Origin of the sequence: Bifidobacterium leontopitheci (assembly GCF_009193355.1) — a bacterium.
Lineage (GTDB): Bacteria > Actinomycetota > Actinomycetes > Actinomycetales > Bifidobacteriaceae > Bifidobacterium > Bifidobacterium leontopitheci.
Genome location: NZ_WBVT01000027.1, coordinates 30,520 through 46,927 on the forward strand (window position 1 = coordinate 30,520; position 16,408 = coordinate 46,927).

General features: G+C 64.2%; 11 protein-coding genes and 1 tRNA gene. 10 read left to right on the forward strand and 2 right to left on the reverse strand.

All coding sequences use genetic code 11. The annotated features are described in order from the left end of the window. Positions 1-25 precede the first annotated feature (25 nt). The 3 genes from F7D09_RS08150 (at position 26) to F7D09_RS08160 (ending at position 6,278) form a co-directional block, all read left to right on the forward strand. Positions 26-1,996 carry a S8 family peptidase gene (locus F7D09_RS08150; RefSeq protein ID WP_193312395.1) on the forward strand — a complete coding sequence of 657 codons (1,971 nt, stop codon included), beginning with the start codon at positions 26-28 and terminating at the stop codon, positions 1,994-1,996. Positions 1,997-2,122: 126 nt separating this feature from the next. Beyond that, positions 2,123-4,936 (forward strand): coiled-coil domain-containing protein, encoded by a 2,814-nt coding sequence (locus tag F7D09_RS08155; RefSeq protein ID WP_152234902.1) that lies wholly within the window; start codon positions 2,123-2,125, stop codon positions 4,934-4,936. Positions 4,937-5,081: 145 nt separating this feature from the next. Continuing rightward, positions 5,082-6,278, forward strand: coding sequence for a hypothetical protein (locus F7D09_RS08160; protein WP_152234903.1), 1,197 nt, complete (start codon positions 5,082-5,084; stop codon positions 6,276-6,278). 119 nt (positions 6,279-6,397) lie between these two features. Here the strand turns inward: F7D09_RS08160 and F7D09_RS11195 are convergent, their stop codons facing one another. Continuing rightward, a complete protein-coding gene (locus tag F7D09_RS11195) occupies positions 6,398-6,559 on the reverse strand; it encodes a hypothetical protein (RefSeq protein ID WP_193312396.1) in 162 nt (53 codons plus the stop codon). A 575-nt stretch (positions 6,560-7,134) separates the two neighbouring features. Between F7D09_RS11195 and F7D09_RS08165 the strand changes: the two genes are divergently transcribed. From F7D09_RS08165 to rplI, 7 genes are all read left to right on the forward strand, one after another. Continuing rightward, complete coding sequence (locus F7D09_RS08165; RefSeq protein ID WP_152234904.1) at positions 7,135-10,377, forward strand: zinc-ribbon domain-containing protein; 3,243 nt, start codon at positions 7,135-7,137, stop codon at positions 10,375-10,377. 338 nt (positions 10,378-10,715) lie between these two features. Further along, positions 10,716-11,729 carry a ribose-phosphate diphosphokinase gene (locus F7D09_RS08170; RefSeq protein WP_152234905.1) on the forward strand — a complete coding sequence of 338 codons (1,014 nt, stop codon included), beginning with the start codon at positions 10,716-10,718 and terminating at the stop codon, positions 11,727-11,729. Positions 11,730-11,912: 183 nt separating this feature from the next. Then, positions 11,913-13,556: a zinc ribbon domain-containing protein gene (locus tag F7D09_RS08175; RefSeq protein ID WP_152234906.1), complete on the forward strand. Its 1,644-nt coding sequence runs from the start codon at positions 11,913-11,915 to the stop codon at positions 13,554-13,556. Positions 13,557-13,694: 138 nt separating this feature from the next. Continuing rightward, complete coding sequence (rpsF, locus tag F7D09_RS08180) at positions 13,695-13,991, forward strand: 30S ribosomal protein S6 (RefSeq protein ID WP_152234907.1); 297 nt, start codon at positions 13,695-13,697, stop codon at positions 13,989-13,991. Between the two features lie 58 nt (positions 13,992-14,049). Then, positions 14,050-14,748, forward strand: a complete 699-nt coding sequence (locus F7D09_RS08185) for a single-stranded DNA-binding protein (protein ID WP_152234908.1) — start codon at positions 14,050-14,052, stop codon at positions 14,746-14,748. 98 nt (positions 14,749-14,846) lie between these two features. Next, the gene (rpsR, locus tag F7D09_RS08190) at positions 14,847-15,095 is read left to right on the forward strand and encodes a 30S ribosomal protein S18 (protein ID WP_152234909.1); all 249 of its coding nucleotides are present in this window, start codon (positions 14,847-14,849) and stop codon (positions 15,093-15,095) included. A 15-nt stretch (positions 15,096-15,110) separates the two neighbouring features. Then, positions 15,111-15,557 (forward strand): 50S ribosomal protein L9, encoded by a 447-nt coding sequence (gene rplI / locus F7D09_RS08195; RefSeq protein WP_152234910.1) that lies wholly within the window; start codon positions 15,111-15,113, stop codon positions 15,555-15,557. Between the two features lie 354 nt (positions 15,558-15,911). Here the strand turns inward: rplI and F7D09_RS08200 are convergent. Further along, positions 15,912-15,985, reverse strand: a tRNA-Lys gene (locus F7D09_RS08200). Between the last annotated feature and the right edge of the window lie 423 nt (positions 15,986-16,408).

The following is a 16,408-nucleotide window of genomic DNA, read 5'->3' on the forward strand; positions in this document are numbered from 1 at the left end:
GGCGGCATCGCCTGAACAGTCGGATGTGGCTACGCCCATTGTGTCCGAGGCATGGTCCGAAGACGCCTCCCGCAATTACGCGATCAATCTTGCACAGCCGAGCGACGCCGATACGTTGAAGCAAGCGGAGACCTTGGTCGCCCAAGTGGCGCAGAACGAGGGCAAGCCGGCCAAGGTTTTGAAGGCATACGCCAGTTTCGGCTCGTTCTTCGTGCAGGCGGAGAGCAAGAGTTTTGCCAAGGATTATGCGCAGACGGCCGCACAGCAGGGCATCAAGCTGCATTCGGTCGGCGACACCCGTCAGGTGCCCGTCCGCGATGACGAGAATCTGGTCGGCGGCAAGTCGACGACGCCGAAGGCGCACGAGACACCGGGTAGCGGCGGTGGCATCTCCGGCAGGGACGGCGCCTGGGGCATGAAAGTCATCGGCGCCGACAAGGCGAAGGAGACCATCGCCAAGGATGTGAAGCTCAGCCCGGTGACCGTAGGTGTGCTCGATTCCGGCATTGTCGAGAATCATGAGGATTTCGCCGGTCAGATCGATACGGCCGCGTCCACGTCGTGCATCACCAACGGCATTCCGGACAGCGACCCGGACAAGCGCAACCAGCTGAAGTACGACATCAAAGACTATATGTACCATGCCACTCACGTCGCTGGTATCATCGCCGGCAAGAATCTCAAGAAATCTGGCTTGGGCTTCACTTACGAGAGCAGTGTGGATCCGCAGGCGAAGCTGGCGAACATCAGGGTTGTTTATCATAACGAGATTTACCCCGAATACGTGGTTTGCGGTCTGGACTGGTCGGCCGATCATGACATCCCCATTGTTAACGCCAGCTTCTCCGTCACTCCATGGGCTTACTGGATGCCGGATGAGCCGAGTCAGGCCGCCGGATATGAGGTGGTGCGTCGCGCAGCCGAGTATGCCCAGCGTCGCAATGTGCTGATTATCGTGTCTGCGATGAACGACAATACTGACCTTGACAATGTTACTGAGGACTCTTATAGCCCTAGCGATACCGGCAACCCGATTCCGAACCGGCCGGTGAAGGGTGGCAAGTCCTTGATGGGCGGTCTGCCGGGCGTCATCACGGTCTCCAACGTCCAGCAGAACGCTGACGGCACGCTGGTTCGTTGCGACAATCCGAACTACGGTTCGAACTACGGCAAGAAGGCGATTACGATTGCCGCTCCCGGCACCTATATCGAATCCGCGTATCCGCTATTCGGCCAGGCGGGAACGATGGCCGGAACCGCCTACGCTACTGGCACGTCGATGGCCGCGCCCCATGTCGCCGGGGTGGCGGCTCTGATCAAGGGCATCCACCCGGAGTACACGGCGGATCAGATTCGTGAGCAGCTCCTCGCACAGGCCGACATGTCGAAGCTGCAGGCGCCGACCGACGGTAAGGAATACCGTGGAGCCGGCCTGGTCGACGCCTACGCGGCGGTGACCAGGAACCAGCCCAAGGCCGTCATCGATGCTGTCGAGTACTCCGCGGACGGCGGTGCCACGTGGCATGGCCTGTCCGGTGCGTCGGTGCGCGGCAAGGTACGTATTCGCGCAGTCATGTCGGGTGCCGTGACGTCGGGAACGCTGAGCGGCGCGGTTTCGGCAAGCGGCAAGGGCAACGGCTCGCTGACGATTCAGCATGACGTTGACTTCTCCGAACTGACCACGTCGACGAAGCAGCATGTTGCCGTGACCGCGCTTGGACGAAACAACAATCCGGACGCCGACGACGACGCCACGGCATCGGTCACTTTCACCGCCGAACCGACCGGCGACAGCGGGCAGCCGACGCCGAACAAGCCGGACGACGGCAAGCGGCCGAACGCGAACGAGCAGACCGGTGACGCTTCCGCTCAGCAGCCCAAGCCGGAACTGTCGAAGACCGGCGCTGACGTGAGTGTCATGATCGCGGTGTCTGTGATGCTGGCTGTCGTGGCCGCGGGTGCGATGCATGTTCGTCGGATGAAGGCCGATCGGTAGATGTGAAGCTGCGGCCGGCGGCGGTTTCGCTCCGGTTGCAGCGGCGTGGGGGAGACGTCGTTCGGATGTCTCCCCTGCTTGCAGAGCAGTCTTTCTCAGAAGGAATCAGTGGAAAGGGGTAGAACAATGACCAATGGCAAGAAGACGATCGCGATGACCGCCGCGGCTGCCGCGCTGTTCGCGCCGGCCATGGCCGCGCAGGCGGCGAGCGTGAACGGCGCGCCGGACGTGGTGGATGATGTGAAGACGGTGAGCGTCGACACGTTGAAGCAGCGTCTCGAGCAGGCTCGCGTCGAGGCGGCGAAGGCGGCCGGCGTGCTGAAGGACGCGCAGGCCGCGTTGCAGGCGGCGCGTGAGGCGCTTGCCAAGGCGCAGGAGAACGCGCAGGATGCGGGCGAGGCGGATGCGGCCGCGCAGACGGCGCTCGAGGCGGCGAAGAACGCGGAGCAGGCGGCTTCCGTGAAGTTGGGGGCGGCGAAGCAGGCCGCGAAGGATGCGGCTGATCCGGTCAAGTATGCGGCCGCGCAGCGGAACGTGAAGGACGCCGAGACGGCGTTGGACGCGGCGAACGCGAAGGTCAAGGACGCCGAAGCCAAGGCGGTTGAAGCCGCTGAGACCGCGAAGGCGAAGCATGAAACGCTGACGGCCGCGCAGACCGCCCTGAAGGCCGCGCAGGATGCTTTGGCCGTCCAGCAGGCGAAGGTGGATGCGGCCGCCAAGACGCTCGCGGATGCGAAGGCGAACGCGGCGGACGCGTCCGACCCGGCGAAGGTCGCGGCCGCCGACAAGGAGCTGAAGGACGCGCAGACCGCCCTGCAGGCCGCGCAGGATGCGCTCCCCGCGCTCGAGCAGACGGTGAAGGACACGGGTGCGAAGGCGGATGCGGCGCATGAGGCGTTGGACGCGAAGGTGAAGGCCGAGGCGGCCGCGAAGAGCGCTCTGGACAAGGCGAAGAAGACGCTGGATGATCTGCAGGCGCAGGCGGGCGTCGACTTGGACGCGTTGAAGGATGCGTTGGACAAGGCTCAGGCGGCGAAGACGACGGCCGAACAGGCGGTGAAGGACGCTGAGGCGCCGATTCCGGCCGCCCGGGCGCGTAAGAGCGCGGCGGACAAGGCGTTGGCGGACGCGCAGGCGGCGGCGGCCGCGTTGAAGCCGAAGGCGGATGCGGCGACGGAGAAGCTGAAGACCGGCATGTACGGGTTCATGCAGTGGAAAAGCACGGACGAATGGGCCGAGCGCACATGGACTCAGAATGTCAAGTATCATTTGGCTGGCGACTCGCGTTCCGCGGCCACCATCGAGAACGCACTGAAGGCGTTGGACATTATCGACAAAGGCAATGAGCTTCGCGCCTCGTTGGGTCTGAACATCCAGAAGGTCACGGATTACTCCATGGCCGGTTCGGAAATGAACGTGAACGCGAACCTTGCGCAGGATTATCCCGGCCATCAAGTCATGACCGCCGACGCGCAGAACGCCTCCTACGGGTACGCGAACCCGTATGACGGCTGGTACACGGAGGAGAAGAAGGTCTACGACGCGCATCCGGAGATTCACGGGCTTGGCGCCGGGCAGGTTCAGGCCCAGTATCCCGACCTGTATCAGAAGGTCGGCCATTACCTGAACTTCATGGGCAAGTACCCGTACACGGGCGTCGGCTACACGTCCTCCCCGGTGCAGGGTATGAGTCCGGTCATCACGCAGGATTACAACTGGGATGGCAGCACCTCCTACACGACCGACGAGTATCGCAGCCTCATTCACCAGTACAGTGACGCCATGCAGGCCGACGTGGACGCGTACAACACGGCCAACGCGAAGATCGCGCCCGCACAGACGGAAGCCACGGCCGCCGCGAACGACCTGAACGCCCTGACCGCGAAGCTGACCGCCGCGCAGAACGACCTGACCGCGAAATCCCAGGCGTACGAGAACGCGAAGAGCGCGTACGACAAGGGCGTCGAGGAGGCGGGTGTGCTGGCCAAGCGCATCGAAGACGCCTCCAAGGCGGTCGACACGGCGCAGGCCGCGTACGACAAGGCGAAGGCGGAGACCGACGTCGCGCAGACGAAGGCCGACAAGGCGGACAAGGCGAAGACGGACGCCGAGGCCGCGTACGCGCGCGCCGGACAGACCGTCGAACAGGCGAAGGCGCGGGTCAAGCGCGCCGAGGACACGGTCAACGGCTATAAGAGCGCCATCGAAGCGTTGCGCGCCGCGCAGGCCGCCTATGACGCGCTCCAGCCCGCCTACCAGGCGGCCAAGGACAAGGCGGACGCCGCCCAGTCGGCCGAGACCGCCGCGCAGGCGGACGCGGACAAGGCGGACAAGGCGAAGACGGACGCGGACAAGGCGGTGGAGACAGCCAAGACCGGTGTGACCGTCGCACAGGACGCGCTGGACGCGGCCAGCCGGCTGGTCGCCCAGTACGACAGCCTCCTCAAAGCGTTGAAGGAGGCCGAAGACCTGTACGCGGACGCGAAGAGCGATTTGGATAAGGCGCAGGCGAAGGCCGACGAGACCGCCGCCACGCTCAAGGATGCGGACGCGAAGGCCGACGAGGCCACGCAGACGGTCAAGGACGCGCAGGCGAACGTGGACGCGGCCAAGACCGCGAAGGCGAAGGCGGACGCGGACGTGAAAGCCTTGGAGGCCGCATACGCAGCCTCCCTGAAGCCGAAGCCGAAGCCCCAGCCGTCCAAGCCCACCACCGGCAAGCCGGATACGGGCAGGCCGCAGCCGAAGCCACAGCCGGTGGTCACATGGAAGGCGCCCGACACCACCACAGGCAAGACCGACGGCAAGGCGAAGACGCTCGCCAAGACCGGCATGGACAGTGAGACCGCACTGGGCCTGACCGCCATCATGGGCTTCATGGGAGCCGGCGTCGTCATGGTCAAACGCCGTCAAGGTCGGCACATGCACGGCTGGGCCTGATTTGGCCGGTCGTGAAAGATAAGCCGTTGACGTGGTCGCTCTGATTGCGTCAACGGCTTTTTCCTCACGGTTCGTATGACACGCTGCAGCGTGTCCGTTGAGTTGTCCGGTTTATACGGATGAGACCACTATTAAGGAGGAGTCCATGGCATTCGGGGATTACAAATATGCCGAAGACCAGTTGCAGTCACAGGCTGAAACGAACGATCATCTCGACGAGATCGCCCTACTTCAAATGGAAGCGAACCAAATCGGTCGAGACATGCTTAACAAACTCGGCGTGATGTCGGATCTGCAGCGTGACTCACTGGAAAAGCTTGATGCCGTCAATGAGCATCTTGAAGAGACGAATGCAACGCTTGTGCAAATCAACGAGGCCCAGGAGGCGGCTAACCGACTGTTGTCCGGACAGCTCGATGAGCTGAAACAGATTAACAGCCAGCTGACTCGAATGGAAAACAATACTGCGATACGCGAATTCAATAAATGGATTGACGGACGTTCTCCTCGCTCTGTGCAGTATGCCGCATGGGAAAAGAAGGCGCTTGCTGTCTTGCGCTCCATCAACGACTTCAACCAGCGTATGAAACAAGCCCGTGAAGAGGATTTGCATAATCGCTTGATTGCTGTCATCTCGCGTACGAAGGAGCCTCAGCGCCCTTACCATTTTCCATATCCGCAGGGCCCGGCTCAGATTGCGCCACCGCCTGTTTGGAAAGACTTTGATGCCGAAAGAGCGCGATGGAGGAATATCCGCAAAGGCGGTGCGACAGCTGCTGGCATCGGTGTGCCACTGCTGCTGATTCCCCCTGTCGGCTTCACTATGCTTATCGCTGGCGGTGCTACGGTGATTGCGGCGTGTGCCTCATTGTCAAGCGTGAATAGCGCCGAAACGACATACAACTGGCAGATGGGACAGTGGAACGCCGCAAAGCACATGTATGATACGCAGGTGTTGCAATGGCAGTCGATTTGCGAGAACATCGATCAGACGAATGACACCAACTATGGGAAATTCTGCGATTCGGTGGATAGTTATCGGGATTATTGCAACGGGCAGGCTCGTGCAGGCATACCGGAAGCTGCTTGCTGGGCAGCTATGGGCGCAGCGGAATTAGGACAGTATGTCAAAGAACTGTCAGATGTCATTGAGAATGCTAGAACTACACAATCGACCCCTGACGAGTATCCTGAGCTGGTGATTCCGATGCCAATACCGATTCGCGGCATTACAAAAGAGGCGCCGACGATGCGGCTTGCATTGGCGAGGATTCGGGAGGACTGGAACCGAAAAGGGGAATCCAATCTGTTGCCGCCGGTCCCGATGCCGCCCCAATCATGACAGTGCGCCGGGGTCTCACATCGACCATTGAGAGTTCGAGTTTGTGGATAGTCGTAAGATGGAGGTGAGCGGCCCACCCGCGTTCCGTCGCGCCGCGGTGTGCGGGCGGGCCGTCCCGGTTACTTCCGGGTCTTCCAGTCGACGGCGATGCCGTAGATCACGACTGCGGCGAGGAGCGTGCTCACCCATAGCCGGTCGGCGTATGGTGCGAACACAATCATCGCGATGATCGTGATGTCTGGATTATGCCCGGGTTGACCGGGTGTCGTGGAGGAACTCATCGTGAATCCTTTTCCCGTACGACGTCCGGGCCGGTTGACCCGGCCGACCGCTTGCGCTCGGCCGGCGGTCCCGGTTCAGAGGATTCGTCGTCGTCGCGTGCGCGGTGCAAGCCATGCTACAGGAGTGGCGGCTTGTGCGCCGTGGGCGGAAATCGCCGTGATGCTGTACTCTTGATGGTGCTGGTGTGGAATCGGTTCACTTCGGGGTCTTTTTGGGCGGCCGCTTGAAAGCTTTTGCCCCGTTGGGTTCCATGCCGGCATGTGGAGGCCCGGTGGGTCTCTTCCCGTACGAGCATGTGGGGTGTCGGTTTCGACCGGCACCCCACATTGCGTTGTGTCGTATCGTGCTGGTCGCACTGTGTTGTGCACCCTCGTCACTCTGCTCGCCCTTGCACAGTGACGCACCTCCCGCACCCCTTGGAAATACTGGGGTTTCGAGCGCGCGTCACTGTGATCGCCCGAGCAGAGTGACGAGGCGGCGGCGCGAGCATCTGAAAAACCGGTACATATCTACCGGTCGCAAAACCGCGAACGTACAATGGTGACGAAGAGCAAGCCAGAGAAAGGGGTTTGTCATGAATTGTCCTCACTGTGGGGCGAATCTGGCGGCGAACGCGCGCTTCTGCACGCAATGCGGTCAGAGCATCACCGTCGAGTCGGTCGGCGACGACGCCACCGTACTCGGCACCACGCCGCACGCCGCTCCTGCTGCATCCCAGCCGGCGCCCGCCGCGTTCCCCATGCCGGGCGCGCCTGCCGCGGCCGCTCCGGTGCCGGTGCCGACCGCCGCGCCGGTACCTGCGCCGGCCGCGCAGTCGGCCGTCCAGCCTGCCGCACTTGCGGCACAGGCCGACGCCGCCGCGTCCAGCGCAACTCCGGCGGCCGCCGCCGCACCCGTCCCGACCCCAGCCGTTTCGCCGGCCGCAGCCACAGCAGTGCCCGGCACCCCTGCGGTCCCCGGTGCGCCCGCAGTCCCCGGCACTCCCGGCGCCCCCGCAGTCCCCGGCACTCCCGGCGCCGGCTTCCCCGGCCAGCCGGGCGGCATGCCGGCCCCGAACCCGCTGTTCAAGGAACTGTTCTCCGCGCACTCGTTCCAGACGATGGGCGTAAGCCTCGGCTTCGGCCTGCTCGCCGCGCTTGCCGTGGCGCTGCTCGGCGCCATCCCGTTCATCTCGGCGGGCACGTCGTTCTCCGACTCGCTCGGCTCGATGCCGGGCATGCCGAACATATCGGGCATGATGTCCAACTTCGGTATCAGCCCCACCTCCCCGAACTTCTTCCAGCTGCTGGTCATGGTGCTGGTCATGGGCGTCTCTGGCTCGTTCTCGCTGCAGTCGAACGGCGCAGGCACGTCGCTGAGCGCCGCGCTGCAGAGCCACCTGTGGCTGCCGGTCGGCCTGTCCGGCGTGGCGCTGATGGTCGGCGCCGCGTTCGGATCCTACTGGTTCGCGCGCAAGCTCGCCGTGAAGTTCAAGTGGACGGGCATCATCAGCAGCGTCATCGTCGGCGTGGTCATGGGCTTCGTCTACCTGATCCTTGCAGCGATCTTCCCGGTCGCGCTCGGCGTGACCACGTCCGGCAACGGCGTGCTCGCGACGATCGTGCTGAGCGGCGTCTCCGCACGCACGTACTTCCTCGCGCTGCTGTTGGCGGCGGTCGGCTCGTTCGCCGGCTACCTGCTTGCCCAGTACGCCTCCGACTCGAACAACGTGTTCTCCGCCGCGTGGAAGTGGGCGCACCGCACGCGCGGCTTCGTGCGCACGGTGGTCGACGCCGCGTGGATCTACTCGATCGCGTTCTTCATCGTCGGCGTCATCGTGCTGGTCTGGCTTTCCGTTTCGCAGCACGACGGCCAGGCGATCCTGCTGCTGCCGACCATCTTCCCGGCACTGCCGTTGATGTTGCTCGAGATGTCGTCGTTCGGCGTCATGGACATCACCAACAGCTACAGCTCCGATTCGGTGTCCGTATCGCTGTTCGGCATCTCGTATAACGGATACACCGGCGGTTCGATCTGGCAGCTGTGGCTGGTGTTCATCGTGTTCCTGATTGCCACCCTCTACGTCGCGCTCCGTGCCGCGGCTCGTAACATCTACGACCCCGCGTACATGGGCTGGCAGCATTCGTGGAAGTCGCCGGTCACCGTCATGGTGCTGTGGCTGATCACCGAGTTCCTCGGCATGGCCATCTCCGAAAAGGCGGCCGTCACCGGTGCCATGCAGTCGCTGCTGTCCGAATACGGCATCTCCTCGTCGTATTCGATGGAGGCGTCGCTTGCGCCGGCAGTCTGGTACTTCCTCGTCGCAGGCGTGTGGGCGTTCCTCATCGAGGTCGTGGCGCTCACGTTCGGCCGGTCCATGGTCGTCTCGATGGGTGGCCTGTGGAAGATCTTCGTCGGCGGCACCGTGCAGCCGACGCCGGCAAACGTGACCGCGTACGCGGCCGCCAGCAGGGCGAACTTCGGCCGGTTCCCGGCGGCTGTCGCCGCGGCGGCCGGTTACGTGGGGCATGCCGTCGCGCCCGGAGCAGGCGCCGAGGCTGTCGGTGCGCCTGCCGCTGGTGCTGCCGGCGTTCCGCTGCCTGGTGCCGGCGCCGCGAACCCGGCTGCCGGTGTGCCGTCGGCGGCTCCGGCAGGCGCCGCCGTGCCGACTGCCGGCGTGTCCGGTGCGTCTGGCGTTCCGGCTGCGCCGGCAGTCCCCGGCGCAGTGCCTCCGGCCGTGCCCGGCGCACCCGCCGTTCCGGGTGCCAACGGTCAGGTCTACGCCGTCGCGCCTGCCGCAGCGCCGCTGGGCGTCCCCGCGGGCGCTCCCGTCGCGCCGGCCGCAGCCAAGGCGATGACCGCGCAGCAGAAGCGGCTGATCATCATCATCGGCGTGGTCGTCGGAGTGCTCGCCGCGCTCGGCATCACGTTCGCGGTGCTCAACTCCGCGGTCTTCAACGCCGACAACACCGCGAAGGCGTACCTGTCGGCGATCGCCGAGGGCGACTACGAGAGGGCGAACGGCATCGGCGACCCGCAGGTCGCGGGTGACAAGGCCGTGCTGCTGACGAACGCCGCCGCCAAGAAAGGCAGTGTCATCAACCAGCGCGTCACCTCAAGCACCGCCAACCCCGACGGCTCGTACACGGTCGGCATCACCTACTCGCTCAACGGCAAGACCGTCGACAGCAAGATCACGCTCGTGCCCAGCGGCTCGAAGTTCCTGCTGTTCAAGAACTGGAAGGTCACCACGCCGCTCGTCAAGGAGATCTACGTCAGCGCGCCGCAGTCCGCGCCGAACATCACCATCAACGGCGTCAAGGTCTCGCCGAAGAACTCCGCCAGCGAGAGCGACTCCACCTACAGCATGACGTTCAAGGCGTATCCGGGCGAATACGAGGTGAAGGCGGCGGCGTCCAAGTACATCTCCGCGAAGGCGGTCACCGTCAACACCAACGACAAGACCAGCGGAACCCTCAGCGTCGAACCCACCGACGCCCTCACCGACGCCATCAACGCGAAGGTGAAGGACGCGATGGACAAGTGCGCCGAATCCACCGACGCCGAGCCGGAAGGCTGCCCGTTCAGCATGTACGACTCCGACAGCGTCCGCAACGTCTCGTGGAGCATCGTCGACTACCCGAGCATCGACTCCAGCGACATCAGCCTTGACGGCGGCAGCTTCTACGGCTCCGACGGCGAGGTGAAGGTCACGTACGAGTACCAGAACTACGACGACACGTGGGAGCCGGAGAACGACTCCTCCAGCTACAGCGTGTCCGGCAAGTTCACGATCGACGGCGACAAGGTGACCGTCAAGATCGGCGACAGCTACTGACCTGATCGGGTGCGGGCTTGGCGGTTCTCGGTCCCTCGGTGGAGGCCGAGCCGTGAAGCAAACAGCGGAGCTGTTTGTAGGCGAGGTGCGAGCGACAGCGAGCCAGTATTGAGCCGGCCGTAGGCCGTCCTTAATTGCAGGACGCTGTCAGCGAAGCTGACTGGGGGAGCGTCATGTCGGCGGCATTCGACGTGGCACGACCGCGGCTGACGCCGACGCCGCTCCCGACCCTGCAACCCGCCGCTCCTTTCTGGGGCGGCGGGTTCTTGTATATTTGATGTTCGGCCTTGTCCGTTACAATGGTCACGAATTCAAGCACACGGAAAAGAGCGGAGAACATGTCGGCAATTCTGGAGGGCACACCCGATAAACGACTGGCGCTGGTCACAGGCCGTGCGTACCCCGAACTCGCGAACGAAGTCGCGAAATGTCTGGGAATCGACGTGCTGCCCACCACCGCCTACGACTTCGCCAACGGCGAGATGTACGTGCGGTTCGCCGAGCCGGTGCGCGGCGCCGACGTGTTCGTGCTGCAGTGCCACACCGACCCGATCAACAAGTGGGTCATGGAGCAGCTGCTCATGATCGACGCGCTCAAGCGTGCGTCCGCCCGTTCCATCACCGTCGTCGCGCCGTTCCTCGGCTATTCGCGCCAGGACAAGAAGCATCAGGGCCGCGAGCCCATCACCGCGCGTCTCGTGTTCGACCTGTTCAAGACGGCCGGCGCGAACCGTCTCGTCACCGTCGACCTGCACGCCGCCCAGGAGCAGGGCTTCTTCGACGGCCCGGTCGACCATCTCACCGCCTCGCCGGTGCTCATCGACTACGTGCGCTCCCACATGCCGCTCGAGAAGGCCACCGTGGTCTCGCCCGATGCCGGCCGTATCAAGGTTTCCGAACAGTGGGCCGCCAAGCTGGGCGACCTGCCGCTTGCGTTCATCCACAAGACCCGCGACATCACCCGCCCGAACCATGCGGTCGCGCATGGCATCATCGGCGAGGTCGAAGGCCGCGACTGCATCGTCGTCGACGACATGATCGACACCGCAGGCACGATCTGCGAGGCCGTGCGCACGCTGCGCAACGCCGGCGCCGCGTCGGTCACGCTCGTCGCCACGCACGGCCTGCTCTCCGGCCCCGCCGTCGAACGACTGTCGACGTGCGGCGCCCGCGAGATCATCCTCATGGACACGGTTCCGGTGCCGCAGTCGAAGCGCCTGCCGAACATGACCGTGCTGTCCGTGGCGCCGCTGCTGGCGGCCGGCATCCGATCCGTGTTCGAGGAAGGTTCCGTCGCCACGCTGCTCGAGGGCCTGCCTGAGGACATGCGTCCGCGCAACATCTACGCCTGACCTGCGCGCGCGTGCGCGTCGAACTCCATGAAAAGTCCCATTCCGGCACTGCTGGATGGGACTTTTCGCGGATTTGGGGTGGGTGCCGAATGCGTTGAAGAAAAAACCGGTAGATATGTACCGGTTTTTTCCGGGGCGCGTATGCTGGGAGGCATAAGAGAACGTCGGGGGAAGGAGCCTGTTATGCAGTGTTCTCGATGTGGTGCGCAGATCGGCGACGGGGACCGGTTCTGCATGAACTGCGGCGCGCCGGCCGATGCGGGCGCGGGTGCGGCTGGTGCTGGCGCGGCGGCCGCGCAGGTGGTGTGCCCGTCGTGCGGCCAGCCGGTCGACGGGACGATGCGCTTCTGCATGAACTGCGGTGCGCCGTTGGCGGCAGGCCCGGTGGCGGCGCCCGGTGCGACTGGTGTTGCGACGGCCGGACCGGCCGGCGCGGCAAGCGGGATCGCGGCCGGGGCGACTCCCGGCGCGTCGCAGGTTCCCTACGGTTATGGAGTCGGCGGCTACCCTACGTCGGATGGGACGACGCAGCCGGGAACGGCCGGTGCGGCGCCCGCCGCATACGCAGGAGCGTCCGGTGGGCAGGCGTACGCGGCGGGCGCCTACGGTCCGCTGGGCGACAGGACACAGGTTGATGCGAACGGGGTCCCGGTCGGCGCGACGGTCACGGCGCCGGGATATGCCGCTATGCCCGGCGTCGCCGGGATACCTGCCGGGGCTCCTGTCGCCGGGACGTCGGGCGCATCCGGGCTGAACGGTGCGTATGGAGCGAACGGCGTTGCCGGGGTGCCTAGCGTTGCCGGGACGAACGGTGTGCCCGGCGCCGGCGCGGCTGCGCCGGATGCCGCAGCCGCCAAGCCGCGGAGTTCGAAGACGCCGTTGATTATCGGCATCGTCATCGCGGTGGTCGTCGTGCTTGCGGCGGCGGGATTCAGCGTCTGGTGGTTCCTGCTGCGCGACTCCGGCGACACTGCGGCAGGCAATCCGGCAACATCGTCGCAGTCGTCGGTGAAGTCCAAAAGTGGCAAGAGTGACGGCGGCACGTCCGGCAGCAAGAAGACCACGAAAACCGCCAAGCCGTGCACCACCGCGCCGGACGCCACGCTCGAGGCCGCCGACCGCAGCGGAACGTCGCTGATCGCGACGCTCGACCTCACGTCGAACTGCGAAACCGGCTCCGCGAAAACCGCGACATTCAAGGAATCCGGTGTCAAGGTCAGCATCAAGGACGGCGACGGCGACGTCTTCGCCGCCGCCGTGTTCGACTTCTCGAAACAGCCGATCGAGTTCGACGGCGACACGGCGAACGTGAAACTCGCGTTCACCACGAAGCAGTACTGGCGGCCGTACGACCAGATCGAGACCGGCAGCAGCGAAGTCGTGATGCAGACCGACCAGACCGGCAGCGGCGAAGACTCGGCGGACGCCGGCGACGCGCTCGGCGGAGCGAACATCGCCGACAGTGACATCGAACGCTACGCCCAGACGGCGCTGAGCTGGCAGCTCGACCATGACAAGGACGCCGCATCCGGCTTCTACACCACGTACACCACGCAGCTGTCCAGCAAGAAGTACGGGATGCAGGCCGAAGGCAAGACGTGGCGGTACGAGGACATCTACGAGCAGTTCCTCCAGCGGCGCGCCAAACACGGCAAGGCGCTGCTGGTATGGTCCGGCGACTACCCCACGTACACCAAGGGCGGCAAGACGTCCGACTATTACGTGATCCTCTCCGGCGAATCGTTCGGGTCGGTCGACGCGGGCGACGCATGGTGCCGCAAGGCCGGCTACGGCGAGGCCGATTGCCTGGTCGTGGACCTGCAGTGATCCGCCGGCCGGCGGAGAATCACCGCCGACGGCTGTCTTACGGTAGCCGTAAAGTAGAGAAGTTGCTGTTTTCAGCAGCGCGTATACACACTCCTGCCATGGAAGGTCCATGGCCGAATAGTCCGAAGGAGGTGGGTGATGTCTGCGCACAAGTACGAACTGATGTTCATTGCCGATCCTGAGCTGGATGAGCGAGGTCTGAAGAAGCTGACCGAGCAGTATCTGGAGCTCGTCACCAAGAATGGTGGTACCGTCGACAACACTGATATCTGGGGTCGCCGCAAGCTCGCTTACGAGATCGACGGCAAGACCGAGGGCAACTACGTCGTGGTCAACTACACGACCGATCCCGCGACCAGCGCCGAGCTCGACCGCGTGCTCAACCTCAACGAGTCCGTCGTCCGCACGAAGATTCTTCGCAAGGACGCCAAGTAAATCCGCACGTTTCCAGTTCGCGACTCGCCTGAGCGAGCCGAAGTAAGAAGGAACAGTCATGGCAGGTGAAACGATCATCACCGTGGTGGGCAACCTCACCGCGGATCCCGAGCTGCGCACCATCGGTTCCGGCGCCAGCGTCGCAAGCTTCACCATCGCTTCGACGCCGCGTACGTACAACCGCCAGTCCGGCCAGTTCGAGGACGGGCAGGCGTTGTTCATGCGGTGCTCCGCATGGCGTGACTTGGCCGATCACTGCGCCCAGACCCTGAGCAAGGGCATGCGCGTGATCGCACAGGGCCGGCTTCAGCAGCGCTCTTATCAGGCGAACGACGGCTCCACCCGCACCGTCGTGGAGATGACGGTCGACGAAATCGGCCCGTCCCTGCGATACGCGACCGCACAGGTCACCCGCACGTCGGGCGGCCAGGGCGGATTCTCCGGCCGCAACGGCGGCTTCAACGGGGGCCAGAACGCCGACAACGGCGGCTTCGGCGGCAACGCCGGAGGCAACCAGGGCTATCAGGGCGGCCGTTCCAACGGCGGCTTCGGTGGCGGCAACTACCAGGGTGGCGGCAATGGCGGCTACCAGGGTGGTGCCAGCGGCTACCAGGGCGGAGCTTCCGCCGGTGCCATTCAGCAGGCCGCGCCCGCGACCGATCCGTGGAGCTCGTCCGACAACGGCGCAGGAGCGTCGTTCGGCACATTCGGAGGGTCGTCCGATTTCGGCGGCGATTCCGAAGAGCCGGAGTTCTGACAGGCGCCTGCGTCCAGCCGTAACACGCGAACCGACATATCAGACTTAGACCCTGATATCAGAAACAACACATCATACGTATTTTCAAGGAGAACATCATGTCACGTAAAAGGCCGCAACCGCCGGTCAAGCCGTTCAAGAAGAAGCCGAACCCGCTGAAGGCCGCCAAGGTCTCCGAGATCGACTACAAGGACGTTGCGCTGCTGCGCAAGTTCATCTCCGACCGCGGCAAGATTCGTTCCCGCCGTATCACCGGCGTGACCGTGCAGGAGCAGCGCGAGCTCTCCAAGGCGATCAAGAACGCCCGCGAGATGGCTCTGCTGCCGTACGCCACCACCGGTCGCTGATAGGAGGATAGGAACATGGCTGAAACCAAGGTTATTCTCACCAAGACCGTGTCCAACCTCGGTCACTCCGGTGATGTCGTCGCCGTCAAGTCCGGCTACGCCCGCAACTACCTGATCCCGCAGGGCCTCGCGTTCCAGTGGACCCGCGGCGCCGAGGCGCAGATCGTGCAGATGAAGCGCGCCCGCCTCGCCAAGGCCGTCGCCACCCGCGAAGAGGCCGTCGCCGCCAAGGCCGTCATCGAAGGCACCACCGTCGAGATCGCCGCCAAGGTGTCCGAGTCCGGCAAGCTGTTCGGTAGCGTTTCCGCCGAGCAGATCGCCCTCGCCCTCTCCGACAAGGCCCCGGTCAACCCGAAGGCCATCGAGGTCGAGCCGATCAAGACCACCGGTGACTTCCCGGCCAAGGTCGCTCTGCACCCGGAGATCACCGCGTCCTTCTTCGTGAAGGTCGTCGCCGAGTGAGTCTTGCCGTCACGGTAAGACGAGCATTTTCTCGCACTATAAGCCTGCTTCCATAGCTGGCTGAGCTTAAGCATCGAAGGCCCTTCGCCGAGCATCCGCCCGGCGAAGGGCCTTCCTCGTTCCGTACGGGTACGCGTGGTCATGTGCATATACGAGGCGTCGCTGCGGGGCACGCCCACAAGCGCTCGGTGCGCTTGCGTCACTCTGCTCGCCCTGTCTGAGTGACGCACACCTGGAATCCATTGGAAATACTGGGTTTGTCGCCTTGCGTCACTGTGCTCGGGCGAGCAGAGTGACACAAGACTTGAGTGAGAATACAAAAAACCGGAACCAATCGGTTCCGGTCAATCGATGTGCCCCCGCAGGGATTCGAACCCTGGACACGCTGATTAAGAGTCAGCTGCTCTAACCAACTGAGCTACGGGGGCAGTGGTTAGATGTTGAAGTGTTCCTTGCAACAGCTGATAAATATACTCGTATCGCCGGCAAATGCAACTCACGGCGTGTCGCAAGTGTTTCCAACGATTCGTCGATGAGCTGCGCACGCGACGCACCCCCACGCGACGCACCCCCACACGACGCACCCCCACACGACGCACCCCCACACGACGCACCCCCACACGACGCACCCCTTGATGTCACAGCGGGTAGGTACCCGCTGTGACATCAAGGGGTAACGCATCGGATAGTCGAATGCCTAACCCGTTGCCGACTCATGCCGCCACCACCGTGTTTATTTATCTGATGGGTTGAGTGGCGACGCTGACGCTCGCACCATGCGTGGTGTTGTTTGAAAACCTACGCGTGGGAGGGGACTTCAGCGTGTGGCGCGTCGTGCGGCGCGTTTGCGG